Source organism: Bradyrhizobium sp. SZCCHNR1017 (assembly GCF_032381375.1).
GTDB lineage: Bacteria > Pseudomonadota > Alphaproteobacteria > Rhizobiales > Xanthobacteraceae > Bradyrhizobium.
The window spans coordinates 1-12,776 of sequence record NZ_JAUHIR010000035.1 but is presented as its reverse complement, the minus strand read 5'-3'; the positions used below and the strand labels follow the sequence as shown (position 1 = coordinate 12,776).

The following is a 12,776-nucleotide window of genomic DNA, read 5'->3' as shown; positions in this document are numbered from 1 at the left end:
AGCCCTCAATCCCGAGACCCGCAAGGACTCCGCCGTCCACGTTTCTCTTTCTTCATCTTCACTTGTCAAACAGCCCGCACTTGTTAGTTCGCTTCGAACTAATTAGTGCATCAACTTCTTTGGTCTCTTTCACCGTGGAAGTCCCGATTGCCGGGGCGCTTCACATAGCGGATTTTGAGAGACCGTCAAGAGCCTTTCTGAAGAAAAACTCAGGAGCCAGTCGGAAGAAGAAACATCAAAGAAAACAACGTTGGTCCCGAAAGTCGGGGGCCTCAGTCATCAGTGATGTCCGGCTGGCGTGGTGGTGAGATAGTGCGATGCCGCATCCCGCGCAAGAACTTTTTGCGACGGCTGTGCAGAAATGTGGATAGCGCTGTCGCCGCCCACGCTCGGCCTCCTCACACGCCGTTTCTGTTCCATTTTGGAGCGGCGGGCGCGCGCAGCGTCAGGAATTGCTCGCCTTCGGTTGCACCAGCGCACGATGCGAGTGCGGCATGGGCATCAGGACGAGATCCTTCCGCCGGACAAGGTTGGTCGGACAGACGCTGTCGAGATTGCTGGTGCCGATTTCGAGGGTCGCGATCCCCTCCCCCGCCTGCGACGATCGCGGCGCGGCGTGGAACGCCAATGGTTCCGGACCGGGCCGCCGAGCCCGGGATCGAAGTTCGCGGCGTCGCACACATTCGCGAATGCGAACTGGCATTGGTCTCGCCACCGCGAGCACGGAAGTGATGCCAGGGATACGATCGGCGATATCCGCAAGCCTGGCGGTGACGCGGCGGGGAATGGCTCGGCCGTCCCGGCCAGATCGGTCAGCCCTGTTGCCGCAAGCTCCGGAAATACCACCAGCCCGTCGAGGGCGCCCTCGCCGCCAACCAAACATGCTTCAATCAGCGCGGCCTTGGAATTGGTTGATCGTGCTCGCGTCTCTGGACTGACTTGCCCAACGCACGGACGTTACGGTCCGCTGAGGACGTCGATCCTGTCGAGCGCGTTGTTGCAGCGATGCCAGCATCAATTCGAGCCCACATGCAGCAAGAGCAGCCGCGGCATTGTTGCTTGGTCGACATTGTTGCCTGGTGACCTGCCGCGTGGTGACCTCCGCGGCGCCGCATCGTCCGAGGCCGGCGCGAGACGGCGTCAACGCGATCGCGGCGGCGTGCTGCGTGCTGGAGCCGTCAGGAAGCGATCGAGCTCGACGATCGCTTCGGCCTCGCGGGCGCGCCGCAGCTGCCTGGCCTGCTCGATGCCCGGGGGCAGACGTTTCGCCCTGTCTCGCGCTTCGCGCGCCATCTCCAGCAACCGCTCACCCAACGACATCGTCTGCTTGACACGCCGGCGCCGCTTCTTTTGACCTTCTACGTCCATGCGGGATTGCATCCAGTTTCATTGATGCGCATCGACGACTCTAGATCAGGAGCTGCCGCGCGCATCAACATAAGTGAATCGGCCGTGACCAACGTCGTCCGGGCGGCAGAGCAGCAGCGGCCGGCCGCGCCGGGAGCATCGAGGCTAGCCGCAGCGCCGCCGACGGCTCCTTCGCACGGCTGGGATGCGTGGACCGGGGGCGGTCTCTGCCCGCCCCGGTCCCATCGGCTGATGCGCGCGGTTGGGCAGAACGAGCATGCGCTTTCGCCGCAGCGTCCGGAGCCAGTCCAGCACGTCGTTGCGCGACCTGAGTGGACGAGGCAATGCCACTCAGGCCTGCGCGAACTTGATGGTCGACACCGGCCAGCGGCCGTCATGGCCACCGATGGTGATGCGCAGACCGTGGAGTTCGTCAAGATGGACGTACTCCACTGTTCCGGCCTTGCCGTCGCTCAGCGCCACAGCCTTGCCGACCAGCTCGGTCTGCGCCCGTTCGAATTCGCGCAGGATGCAGAAGGCTCGCGTCTTGACGGCAACCATGAGGAACTTCGAGACCTGAGGGGGGAACCGCCGGGCAGCACGGGCCGCTCGACGGTCGTTCAAGTCGGCACGCGGACGCCGAACGTCAACCCGTCCTCAAGCAATCGTGCGCGCCGCAAGGCAGCGAGCGCCGGGCTTGCCCATCAGCGGCACTCGAAATTCGCCGCATCCTCGAGGCTGCCGCTGCCCTTGTACGTCAGCACCTTCGGGAACGCGCAGAGATCGCGTGTGCGCCCGGGCCATGGCACATCGGGCGCGCGCCGCGCGGTGGCCCGGATCGCCTCGGGCGCCGCGGCCGTGCCCTCCACCCATCGGTCCAGCGCGGTCAGCAGGTCGAACTGATCGGTGGCGGGTCCGCCGCCGCAATGGTTCATGCCGGGAACCAGGAACAGCCGCGCGAAGCCGTCGGCATCAGCGCCGTATTTGGTCTTGAGCTGATCGACATAGTCGACGGTGTCGAGCGCCGAGAAGATCGGGTCGGCCGTGCCGTGATAGAACAGCATCTTGCCGCCCTTCGCCTTGAAGGCGTCGAGATCGGTCGAGGTCGCGGCCTCATATTCCATGCCGGCGTCGAAGCCGCCGGCGCCCTTCATCACCTTCCGCGGATCGCGGTCGAGATCGAAGTTGCGCACCCAGGCGACGAGATCCTCCGGCGTCTCCGGCGGGCTCATGAAATCATAGGCGACGCCGCCGGGAACGAGCGTGAGATTGCGCGCATTGGGCGGACTCGCTTTGGGCGTACCGAGCTTCCAGGCGCGCCAGCCGGGCGCGGCGAGGCCGGGATCATACGGCCAGCGCGCATAGATCAATCCGCCCATGGAATTCCGGCTGCCGTCGAACATCAGCTTGACGGCTTTCAGCTTGGGAGCGGGCAGGCACTGCGAGTTCTGCCCCTCCTTGCAGGCGAGCACGGCCGGATCGAAGCGGCAGGCCATGACGTCCTGCACCATGCCATCCCTGGCGCCGTCGGCGCCATCGCACGACGCGGTCACGGCATCGGCCACCAGCTTCAGGTCCTCGTCGCTCAGCGCGCTGCCGACATCGGCCTTGCCGTCAGGGCCGGGCGGCGCGATCGCCAGCAGCGCCTGCTCCTGCGCGATCACATCGATGCCGGCCAGCGGCACGCGATAGGCCGGCGCGCCGGCGATGACGCCGTCGAACAGCTCGGGAAAGCGCTGCGTCACCGCCATCGCCTGGCGGCCGCCGTTGGAGCAGCCGGCGAAGTAGGACCGGCGCGGCGCCTTGCCGTACAGCTTCTCGGCCGCGGCCCTGGCGGCAGCAGCCACCGGCGGAATCGAGCTGTAGCCCTTGTCGCGCCGCGCCTGCGGATCGAGGCCGAACAGATAGGGCCCGAGCGGCCCCGGCTCCTCGAGATGGCCTGCGTCGGTCGAGGCCACGGCATAGCCGTTGGAGAGTCCATTCGGCGGCGTGGCGCCGGTGAGCAGGCCGAGTGCCGGGCGCAGCACACCGTCGACGCCGCCGCCGCCCTGAAAGACGACCTTGCCATTCCACGTCGCAGGCAATCGCAGCTCGTAGCCGACAGCATAGGGCTTGCCGTCGATGCCGGTACGCTCGTTGATCTTGCCCCGGATCAGGCAGTGATCCGGCGCAGGTGCGGTCGCGCCCGCAGGCGCGGGCGGCGCCAGTTGCACGCCGCCCGCAGCGACGAATTCCGCCGTGACGATGCGGCCGCTGCCGGAGAAGCCCTGCGCCAGCGTGGCGCAGCTCGCCTTGAAATCCTCCGCCTGCGCGGACGCCATGGCCGACGTCGTCAGCAAGACCGCGGTCAGCGCCGTCACACGGATCGTCATCACGGTCGTCCTCACACCTGCGGGCCAAAGCCCGTCACGCATCGTCGTTGCTTCGCGGCGCGCTCGATCGCTTCCGACCATAGCCAAGCCTGCGCCCGCCGCAAGCGGCCGTGCGCATGGGTGCGATTGAAAACGTCAGCCGAAGCGTGCCATCTGATGGGTGTTCAAGGAAGCGTCGAGGGACATCATGGCTGCGGACATCAGGTTGAACGCGTTTGCGATGAACTGCGTCGGGCACCAGTCGCCCGGCCTGTGGCGGCATCCGCGCGACCGTTCCTCCGACTACAATCGCCTGCCCTATTGGCTCGACCTCGCCAAGACCTTGGAGCGCGGCCGCTTCGACGGACTGTTTCTCGCCGACGTGCTCGGCGTCTACGATGTCTATGGCGGCAACCCCGACGCGGCGCTCCGCCACGCCATCCAGGTGCCGGTGAACGATCCGATGATGCTGATCTCGGCGATGGCCGCCGTGACCGAGCATCTCGGCTTCGGCGTCACCTGCACACTGTCCTATGAGCCGCCCTACCCGTTCGCGCGGCGGATGTCGACGCTCGATCATCTCACCGAGGGCCGCATCGGCTGGAACATCGTCACCGGCTATCTCGACAGCGCCGCACGCGGCATGGGCAGGGAGCGCCAGACCGCGCATGACGATCGCTACGACGTCGCCGACGAGTACATGGAGGTCGTCTACAGACTGTGGGAAGGCAGCTGGGAGGACAACGCCGTCAAGCGCGACCGGACCAGCGGCGTGTTCACCGATCCCACGAAGGTTCACCGCGTCAGCCATCGCGGCGAGAACTACCAGCTCGACGCCATCCATCTCTGCGAGCCGTCGCCGCAGCGAACGCCGGTGCTGTATCAAGCCGGCACATCGCCGCGCGGCCGCGTGTTCGCCGGCCGGCATGCCGAATGCGTGTTCATGTCCGGCCCGTCCGCCAAGATCATCGCGCCGCGCGTCGCCGCGATCCGCCAGGCCGCCGCCGACGCGGGTCGCGCGGGCAGCGACATCGTCATCTTCAGCATCGCCACCGTCGTGCTCGGCGAAACCGATGCGGCGGCCGAGGCGAAGTTCGCCGACTATCGCCGCTACATCGACCACGAGGCCTCGCTGACCTTGATGTCGGGCTGGACCGGCGTCGACTTCTCGACCTACGACCTCGACCAGCAGGTCCGCCACGTGCTCAACGATGCCGGCCGCAGTGCGATGGACAACGTCACGCGGGCCGATCCGGACCGGGTGTGGACCGTGCGCGAGGTTGCCGAGCATGTCGGCATCGGCGGTATCGGCCCGGTGTTCGTCGGCTCACCGGCGAAGGTCGCCGATCTCATCGAGAGCTGGATCGAGCAGACCGGCGTCGACGGCCTCAACCTCGCCTTTGCGCTGTCGCCCGAGAGTTTTGCCGATGTCGCGGACATGCTGGTGCCGGAGCTGACCAGACGCGGCCGCTACAAGAAGGCCTACCAGCCGGGTACTTTGCGCGAGAAGATGTTCGGCCGCGCCCGGCTCGCGGCACCGCATCCGGCGGCGAGCTACCGGCCGTAATGCCGCTGGCACTCAGCCCGACAGACGCGACAGCAACACGGCCGCCGCCGCCTCGATCGGCTTGATGATCGGCACGGCGAATTGCCGCTGCAACTGATCGGCGGCCTGCGCCAGCGGCCCGCCGCCGATGATCACGGCCTCGGCGCCGTCCTCGGCAATACAGGCGCGCGTGGCGTCAGCCAGGGCGGCAGCAAGCCGCGCCGGATCGACGGCGAGCGCGGCCGGGTCGCCCTGCGTCAGACGCGTCCCGGTGAACTGCGCCGACAGGTTCAGCCTGTCTGCAAGGCCCGCGATGCTCGCGACCAGCGCGGGCGTCACCGTGGCAACGCCGAAGCGCCGCCCGCCCTCTGCGGCCTCGCGCATCGACGCCTCGCCGATGCCCGCCACCGGCAGCGAGCACTGGCTGCCAAGCTCCGCGGCGCCGGGATCGCCGAACGCCGCGACGATGATGCCGTCGCAGGCATCGCGATGCGCGCGGCCGATATCGACCACTTCCGCCGCCGATGCGGCCAGCGCCTCGGCATCCACGATCATGGCCGGCGCCCGCGTCGCGGTCGCGCCGACCACCTCAGCCCGGCCGGCGCAGCAGGCGGCCGCAATCGACACCATCATCGCGGTGGTCGTGGCCGAACTGTTGGGATTGATCAGGAGGATGCGGGGCATGAGGACGGTTGCTCAGATGACGAAGCTCTCCTCGTGAACAATCGTCGGCCAAACGTCAACTCCAGGCACATTCGCCGATGAGGGTGGCGGGCATCGGCCGTTCGTCGCCGGCCGCTCACCCGATCCGCATCGACAATTCGACTTCGTCGCCGAACGGCACCGACAGATAGCCGTTATCAGGCGAACGGACGTAGGCGAGGTAGTCGGGGCTGTGGTCGGCATTGTCAGCGACGATGAACGCGCCGGCGCTGAGCCGGCTCTCGAGCAGCGCCAGGATATCGCCATACAGCGGCTTGGCGCCGTCGAGCAGCACGAGATCGATGGTCTCCGGCAGATCGGCGCTCAGCGTCTGCAGGGCGTCGCCCTGGCGGATCTCGACCAGATCGGCCAGGCCGCCCTCCGCGAGGTTGGCACGGGCACGGGCGACCTTGGACGGCTCGAACTCCGTGGTGATCAGCCGGCCGCCGCCATTGTCGCGCAGCGCCGCGGCGAGGAACAGCGTCGAGATGCCGAACGAGGTGCCGAATTCGACGATCGATCGCGCACCGACGCCGCGCGCCAGCATGTAGAGCAGCATGCCGGTGTCGCGCGACACGGGCAACGGAAAGTCCTTGAGCTGCGTGTAGAGCTCGACATGGCCGGACCGGCTGCGCATCAGTTGCGCGCCCCGTTCGGCCATGCCGGCGAAGATCGGGCTCGTCTCCGGCCGCAGCAACGTGGCCTCGGCAAGCAGGCGGTCCAGCAGCGGCGCCACCGGCTGGGTGGTCAGGGTGATCATTGATATTCTCCGTGGTCTCGATGCGTGTCGTTTGCGTCGAAGTCAGAATACGAATAATCATTCGCATTCGCTAATCGCATTTCGGAACGCTCCATGGCCCCAGCTCGAAAAGCCCCGATTTCCCCGCGAAAACTGCCGCAACAGACACGCTCGGCCGACCTCGTCGCGGCCATTCTGCAGGCGGCTGTTCAGGTTTTGACCAAGGAAGGCGCGCAACGTTTCACCACGGCCCGTGTCGCCGAGAAGGCCGGCGTCAGCGTCGGCTCGCTCTATCAGTACTTCCCGAACAAGGCGGCGATCTTGTTCAGGCTGCAGAGCGACGAGTGGCAGCAGACGACGAAACTGCTGCACGGCATTCTGGAGGACACGCGCCGTCCGCCTCTGACGCGATTGCGCGCGCTCGTTCATGCGTTCCTGCAATCGGAGTGCGACGAAGCCGCGGTGCGTGGCGCGCTCGACGACGCCGCCCCGCTCTATCGCGACGCGCCCGAGGCACGCCAGGCCAGGGCCAGTGGCCGCCGCGCCATGCTCGCCTTCATGCGCGAGGTGCTGCCTGGTGCCGGAGAGGCCGAGCGCGCGCGGGTCGCCGACCTGATCAAGACGACGCTCGGCCAGGTCGGAAAGCACTTCTCGGAGACCCCGCGCAGCCGGGCCGAGATATCGGCCTATGCCGATGCGATGGCCGACATGTTCTGTGCGTACCTCTCCACCGCGAACAAGCCTCACAGACGTAAGGCCGGGTAGTCCCGCGGCCGGCGGGTCTCCGCCTCTCCTTAGCGAAACTGGGAACCTCTGCACGGCCACGGGCTGCCGCGACGCTCCGTTGACTTGATGCCGCCGTATCCCAGATCGCCGCTGACTGATGCAGCGCCGCAAATCCGCGGCCGCAGCCAACAACGGACCTCTCATCAGAGTCCGGGAGTGCCTGTTAAGGGCGACAAACGGACATGACGTCGCAATCGGATTAAGTCGTGAATGACCGGGACGGACATCGGTGCAGGTGACCCAGCATTGATTTTTGGTCGAGAATAGGAGCTAAATGGGGTCGGACAATTCCATCACGAAACTCCGTTACCTCACCGCGCAACTGCACGATCCGGTGTCCCCGAAACCGAGAGGCCGCGCAATGTCCGTGAATGTCATTCTAGTCATCGTCGGTGTTGTGCTCATTCTGGTGGGGCTTGCCAAAGCGGGCCAGAGCGCCGGTTTTAGTCTGAGCAACATCGGCATCAATTTTGGCGGTATGAATACGCAGACGAACAAGGTCGGCAACGTCACGCAGAAGTTGACCAAGGGCGGTAAGGCAGACTGGGTCGGGCTAGGCATCGCGGCAATTGGTCTGGTGACAGCGGTCATTGGGCTATTCAAGGGTTAGGGCGGCGATGTCCTTTTTCAGCGTCGCCCTCAATATTTTGAGCAGGAATCGCCAGATCAATATCAGCGGCATCCCACCAGAGGAACTGGGCGCGCTTATCCGGCAGCATGAGGATCATACCGGAACACAGAAGAAGCTCATCGCGCGCCTCCAAGCGGACCTCGACCTGAACGAGCGCCAGATGCGTGAGGCTTTGCGTATTCTCGGCGAAAATGACGTCCTTAACGAGCACTTGGGTGCTAAGCTGGTCGCTATTGCGGGCCACTTCGAAAATCTCAGGCCAGGAGCATTACCAGATGCCGGCGACAGCCCGGCCATTATTGCTCTGAAATTGGATGTTCAGAAGGCCATTGATGCAGGTAAATTGGCGAGGGCAGATGCCTTACTTGAGGACATCGCGATCGAGCAGCGTCACAATGTCGAACGCTCAGCGATCAATCTTGCCGGCACGTTGGCCCGCCGGGCCGAAATCGCATTGACTCGATTGCGTTATCGCGAAGCTGCCGAACACTTCGCAAGTGCAGCCGCCGTGATACCATCCGGGATAAACCACGAAGATAGGCGGCTCGGCTACCTTACCCAGGAGGCTTCTACTCTCTACCTCCAGGGTCACGAATTCGGCGACAATGCGGCTCTGCTGTCTGCCATCGAGTGCTTCCAACGGTTGATTACGCCTGCGCTTCGCGCGCGCGTTCCGCTCGACTGGGGCATGACGCAGGACAGTCTCGGCGCTGCGCTCCAGACGCTCGGCGAGCGCGAGAGGGGCACGTCGCGTCTCGAGGAGGCGGTCATCGCCTATCGTGCGGCGCTAGAGGAAAGGACTCGCGGGCGCGTCCCGCTCGACTGGGCCTCTTCGCAGAATAATCTTGGCATGGGGCTCGCGACACTCGGCACTGCGCTCTTGACGCTCGGCGAGCGCGAGAGCGGCACGTTGCGTCTCGAGGAGGCAGTCGGCGCCTTTCGTGAGGCGCTGGAGGAACGGACCCAGAAGCAAGACCCACTCGGCTGGGCCATGACGCAGAACAATCTCAGCGTCGCGCTCTCGACGCTCGATCGGCTTGAGGGCGGCACGTCGCGTCTCGAGGAAGCAGTCGCCGCCTCTCGGGCGGCGCAGGAAGAAATGACCCGCGCTCGCGTCCCGCTGTACTGGGCAATGACGCAGAATAATCTCGGCATTGCGCTCCACTTGCTCGGCGAGCGCGAGAACGGCACGTTGCGTCTCGAGGAGGCGATCATCGCCTATCGCGCGGCGCTGGAGGAATGGACCCGCGAGCGCGTCCCGCTTGACTGGGCATTAACGCAATACAATCTCGGCATTGCGCTCTGGATGCTCGGCGAGCGCGAGAGCGGCACCTCGCGTATCGAGGAGGCGGTCATCGCCTATCGTGCGGCGCTGGAGGAAAGGATTCGGGAGCGCGTCCCGCTCGACTGGGCCGCGACGCAGTACAACCTCGGCCTTGCGCTCAAGGTGATTGGCGAGCGCGAGAGCGGCACGTCGCGTCTCCAGGAGGCAGTCTGTGCCTTTCGTGCGGCATTGGAGGAATGGACCATCGAAGTGAACTCATATTGGCATCAGGTTGCTCAAGGAGACTTGGCGGACTGCCTTACTTCACTGGAAGAACGCTCCAAGCGGTAGTCTAGGTGCATAGTCCACAAGAATTTTGCACCAGAATTTCGGCCCAATATTTCTGCTGGTTCAGCTCTTCTCAGAAGATCAGTTGCAATCGCCCGCATGTCGCTTTTTTGGCACGAAGCTGCCGAGCCGCGATATCTGCCGCACAGTCGCAACCGGCGGTAACCCGGACATGATGGAGGCAGTCCAATTCGGTCGTGAATGCTTTTAGCCGACCGACGTCCGCTGAGGGCTGACAGCGCACGTAATCTGCCTGCCTCGGCGGCGTCCGTTCGGGGCGAATTCCGGACATGAGATGAGACGCCGAATAGGTTGTGTAGGCTGTTGCAGACCCCCGCCGCCTATGCCACTTCGGCGTTAGCAGGCTCCATCCGGTCGATTTTCCAACTATTCTAGAACGCGTGTCGCTGATTAGAATAGTGCGACGCCAGCGCTCGGAGGTTCCCCTGCTCCGCAGCGTCGAATGTGTAAGATATGGCCATCTTCATGAAGGTTTCGTAGTCAAGCCGAACGCTAGACGCCACTTGCTTCGCGAGCGAAATAACGGTGTGGTAAACAAGCCTACTAATCAATTTTCCATAACCGATGCGCATAGATGTCGATGCACTAACACATACAATCGTTTTTGGTCGCCGGACGTAACCACATTCCTTCAATCGCCGTTTGAGTGCATCATGCTTTAGTCGCGGCGGCTTGATCGTCATGTCAGCGCAACTCAGAGGTTTATCTCTATTAAACAAGGACAACCTCTTCTTCGCCCTTAGCGCAATGTCTACCTCACACCACCTGGCAATGTCGCTCTCCAATTGATTGAGCTCTGCTGACAACGCCTGCTCACTTCCTGGCTGAAGTCGACCTATCAGACAAGAAAGCACCTGCTTAACTACATTTGATGTCAAGACGTCATTTTCCCAACTATATCCGTACGTATAAGCGACCCGCTTGGCAGATATAGCGGCCCCGAGCAAGCGGTCATAGTCGCTATCGAGACATACCGTTACCGTTGTGATTCCCTTGGCTTCAACGTCGAGCGCGATTGAAGTGAGAGTCGTTTTGCTGCCGACGGACTTGAGGTGGAAGGTCGATCCAATCCTAAGCAACGAAATCACTGCTGACCAGAAAACAATATCAAGAGTTATGCTTGACGGGGGACTGTATAGCGCTTCGGTAACGGTCAAGGAAGGCCCGCCTTCGCAGAACACGACGACATCAGCGCCGTAAAATCGGTGAAGGCTTCCGAGGGCACTTGGCGTTCTGCGGAAGGTCATGGAATCAGTGTCTCCATATCTATCGCGTGGCCAGCCAATGGCCCGACGATATCCGGGGAATGGGTAGCAATGATCAGTTGAGCAGAAGGGTTCAGTTGGCGGAGGCTAGCTACAAGCTTCTCTTGCCAAAGCACGTGGAGTGACAACTCCGGCTCATCGGCAATAAAAATGGCTGGACGCTCTCGCTGTAGCAGCGTTTCGCTGAGCAAAATAAGAAGCTGCTTCTCTCCACTCGAAAGCATCGAAGCAGTCAATATTTTTCCCGTCCGGGACACGAACTGAAGCTCGTTACTGTCCGTCAAGTTCATTGTCTTGCGTCGGAATAATTCGTTTACTATCTGCCTCCACTTGTCGCGGGGCGCAAACACGGTAGCAAGACGTTCTTGCAGCTTATTCCAGCGATCGACAACGCTAGAGATTCGCCTGAGATCCAAGAGAAGTAGTGCGTCATCTAACAGAAATCCGCCCTTATTGGCATCAGCCAAATGCGCCTTAACAGCACGAGCCCTTTCCAAAAAGGAACGTATTAGCGGCTCTGTCTGGTCTTTTGCGACATGAAGTTCCTGAAAAATATTCTGGATCGCATCAGCGAACCCATCCAACTTGTCCAAGTCTTGCTGATTCTCCAGCTTGAGTTCAGACTGCGCGATTAGTGAAACGAAGATCGACTCCTGAAACGAGCGAACTTCAACATCTTTCTGTTGCGACAGCGTCGAAAAGAACCGGACTAGGTCGTTAGAGAGTCCCTCCAGACGCTGGTCAACGGCGGAATCGTAGGATCTTTCCTCACGAGATCTATCAGATGTAGGCGCTCGATGTACCGACAGCCAATTAACTTCAGCAATTTCCCGAAGTTTGATCAGCAAGCCCGAAGACATATGCCTGTAGAACTCCCTAAGTGACCTCGGATCAGATACGGCGCGTCTCATAACCAATTGCTCTTCGATGTCGTCGAGAGAGTACTTGACCTCTTGGGAGCCAGCCCCGGCGGGCTTTACGCGATATTCAATGAGTTCAAACGGCCGATCAGCCCGTTTTGACTTATTCACCACGATCCGCGGTGCTGCGCCCTTTTCACCACCCGTGAAGTGAATGCTGATTTTCTTGAATGGTAATCTATCCAGTGTTCGGAAGTCCGCCGTCAGGGCGGCCGCTAGCAGATTGATTAGCGTTGTCTTTCCAGTACCGTTCTGCCCAATCAGAAACGTAACTTCCGGAAACAGAAGCAATTCGACGCTGTGCGTTTCCCAAAAGCCATCGATGGCAACCCTTGCGATATGATACATCTTAGCCCTTTCGGCGCAGATATTACTTCGTTCAGCGAGCCGAACTTGAGAGTATACTGCAGACAATCAGGCACAGACGTCCGGCGCGGTACGCAAGCAACAGAGTTGACCAATATCACTTTCGCCGTGCAGAGGGCGGCCCGAGAGAATAGCAAGGACCGTTTTCAATCACAAGTCGTGCCGGAGAGTGCTATTTCGTGGCAATCGCCGGTTTAAGCTTTCAAACAACGCAGCCGTTGAATCGGCCTTCGCGGCGCAGGAGTTCGGCGAGGAGGGAGCGGCGCGCCTTCCTACCGACCATGTTTGCAGTTGCCGGGGAGTACTGCATTCCATGCTCCCAGCCTTCCCAGCGTCGAGAGTTAGTTGTCCAATTTTAGACCACAATTGAGGGAGGGGCCAATGCGCGGCTCTTCTGACGTCCGTAATGGGCTGATTTCGTTGAAAAAGTCAGCAGTTGCGACGCAGAGATATCGGTGATTCAGTCTGTCTAGTGGGCAGGACTGAAGGT

At 62.3% G+C, this 12,776-nt stretch carries 11 protein-coding genes; 4 read left to right on the top strand and 7 right to left on the bottom strand.

Annotated features, from left to right (window positions below; genetic code table 11):
- Nucleotides 1–1,140 precede the first annotated feature (1,140 nt).
- From QW863_RS35835 to QW863_RS35825, 3 genes are all read right to left on the bottom strand, one after another.
- Nucleotides 1,141–1,368 carry a hypothetical protein gene (locus QW863_RS35835; RefSeq protein ID WP_315718641.1) on the bottom strand — a complete coding sequence of 76 codons (228 nt, stop codon included), beginning with the start codon at nucleotides 1,366–1,368 and terminating at the stop codon, nucleotides 1,141–1,143.
- Between the two features lie 330 nt (nucleotides 1,369–1,698).
- Nucleotides 1,699–1,908 carry a PRC-barrel domain containing protein gene (locus tag QW863_RS35830; protein WP_315718640.1) on the bottom strand — a complete coding sequence of 70 codons (210 nt, stop codon included), beginning with the start codon at nucleotides 1,906–1,908 and terminating at the stop codon, nucleotides 1,699–1,701.
- A 143-nt stretch (nucleotides 1,909–2,051) separates the two neighbouring features.
- The gene (locus tag QW863_RS35825; RefSeq protein ID WP_315718639.1) at nucleotides 2,052–3,719 is read right to left on the bottom strand and encodes a tannase/feruloyl esterase family alpha/beta hydrolase; all 1,668 of its coding nucleotides are present in this window, start codon (nucleotides 3,717–3,719) and stop codon (nucleotides 2,052–2,054) included.
- 187 nt (nucleotides 3,720–3,906) lie between these two features.
- Between QW863_RS35825 and QW863_RS35820 the strand changes: the two genes are divergently transcribed.
- Nucleotides 3,907–5,265: an LLM class flavin-dependent oxidoreductase gene (locus tag QW863_RS35820; RefSeq protein WP_315718638.1), complete on the top strand. Its 1,359-nt coding sequence runs from the start codon at nucleotides 3,907–3,909 to the stop codon at nucleotides 5,263–5,265.
- A 12-nt stretch (nucleotides 5,266–5,277) separates the two neighbouring features.
- Here QW863_RS35820 and QW863_RS35815 read toward each other — a convergent pair whose 3' ends face one another.
- On the bottom strand, nucleotides 5,278–5,928 hold the full coding sequence (locus QW863_RS35815) for an aspartate/glutamate racemase family protein (RefSeq protein ID WP_315718637.1): 651 nt from the start codon (nucleotides 5,926–5,928) through the stop codon (nucleotides 5,278–5,280).
- A 115-nt stretch (nucleotides 5,929–6,043) separates the two neighbouring features.
- Complete coding sequence (locus QW863_RS35810; RefSeq protein WP_315718636.1) at nucleotides 6,044–6,706, bottom strand: O-methyltransferase; 663 nt, start codon at nucleotides 6,704–6,706, stop codon at nucleotides 6,044–6,046.
- Between the two features lie 93 nt (nucleotides 6,707–6,799).
- On the opposite strand from QW863_RS35810, the gene QW863_RS35805 reads away from it, so the two are divergent.
- The 3 genes from QW863_RS35805 to QW863_RS35795 all read left to right on the top strand — a co-directional run bounded on the left by QW863_RS35805 (nucleotide 6,800) and on the right by QW863_RS35795 (nucleotide 9,717).
- A complete protein-coding gene (locus QW863_RS35805) occupies nucleotides 6,800–7,450 on the top strand; it encodes a TetR family transcriptional regulator (RefSeq protein WP_315718635.1) in 651 nt (216 codons plus the stop codon).
- A gap of 382 nt (nucleotides 7,451–7,832) precedes the next feature.
- Entirely contained in the window at nucleotides 7,833–8,081 is a 249-nt protein-coding gene (locus tag QW863_RS35800) for a hypothetical protein (RefSeq protein ID WP_315718634.1), read from the top strand.
- 7 nt (nucleotides 8,082–8,088) lie between these two features.
- The gene (locus QW863_RS35795; RefSeq protein ID WP_315718633.1) at nucleotides 8,089–9,717 is read left to right on the top strand and encodes a tetratricopeptide repeat protein; all 1,629 of its coding nucleotides are present in this window, start codon (nucleotides 8,089–8,091) and stop codon (nucleotides 9,715–9,717) included.
- A gap of 389 nt (nucleotides 9,718–10,106) precedes the next feature.
- On the opposite strand, the gene QW863_RS36120 is transcribed toward QW863_RS35795, so the two are convergent.
- Both QW863_RS36120 and QW863_RS35790 read right to left on the bottom strand, forming a co-directional pair.
- On the bottom strand, nucleotides 10,107–10,982 hold the full coding sequence (locus QW863_RS36120) for a DUF4435 domain-containing protein (RefSeq protein WP_409978012.1): 876 nt from the start codon (nucleotides 10,980–10,982) through the stop codon (nucleotides 10,107–10,109).
- Complete coding sequence (locus tag QW863_RS35790; protein WP_315718632.1) at nucleotides 10,979–12,268, bottom strand: AAA family ATPase; 1,290 nt, start codon at nucleotides 12,266–12,268, stop codon at nucleotides 10,979–10,981. Before QW863_RS35790 ends, QW863_RS36120 begins: the two co-directional genes overlap by 4 nt.
- Nucleotides 12,269–12,776 lie beyond the last annotated feature (508 nt).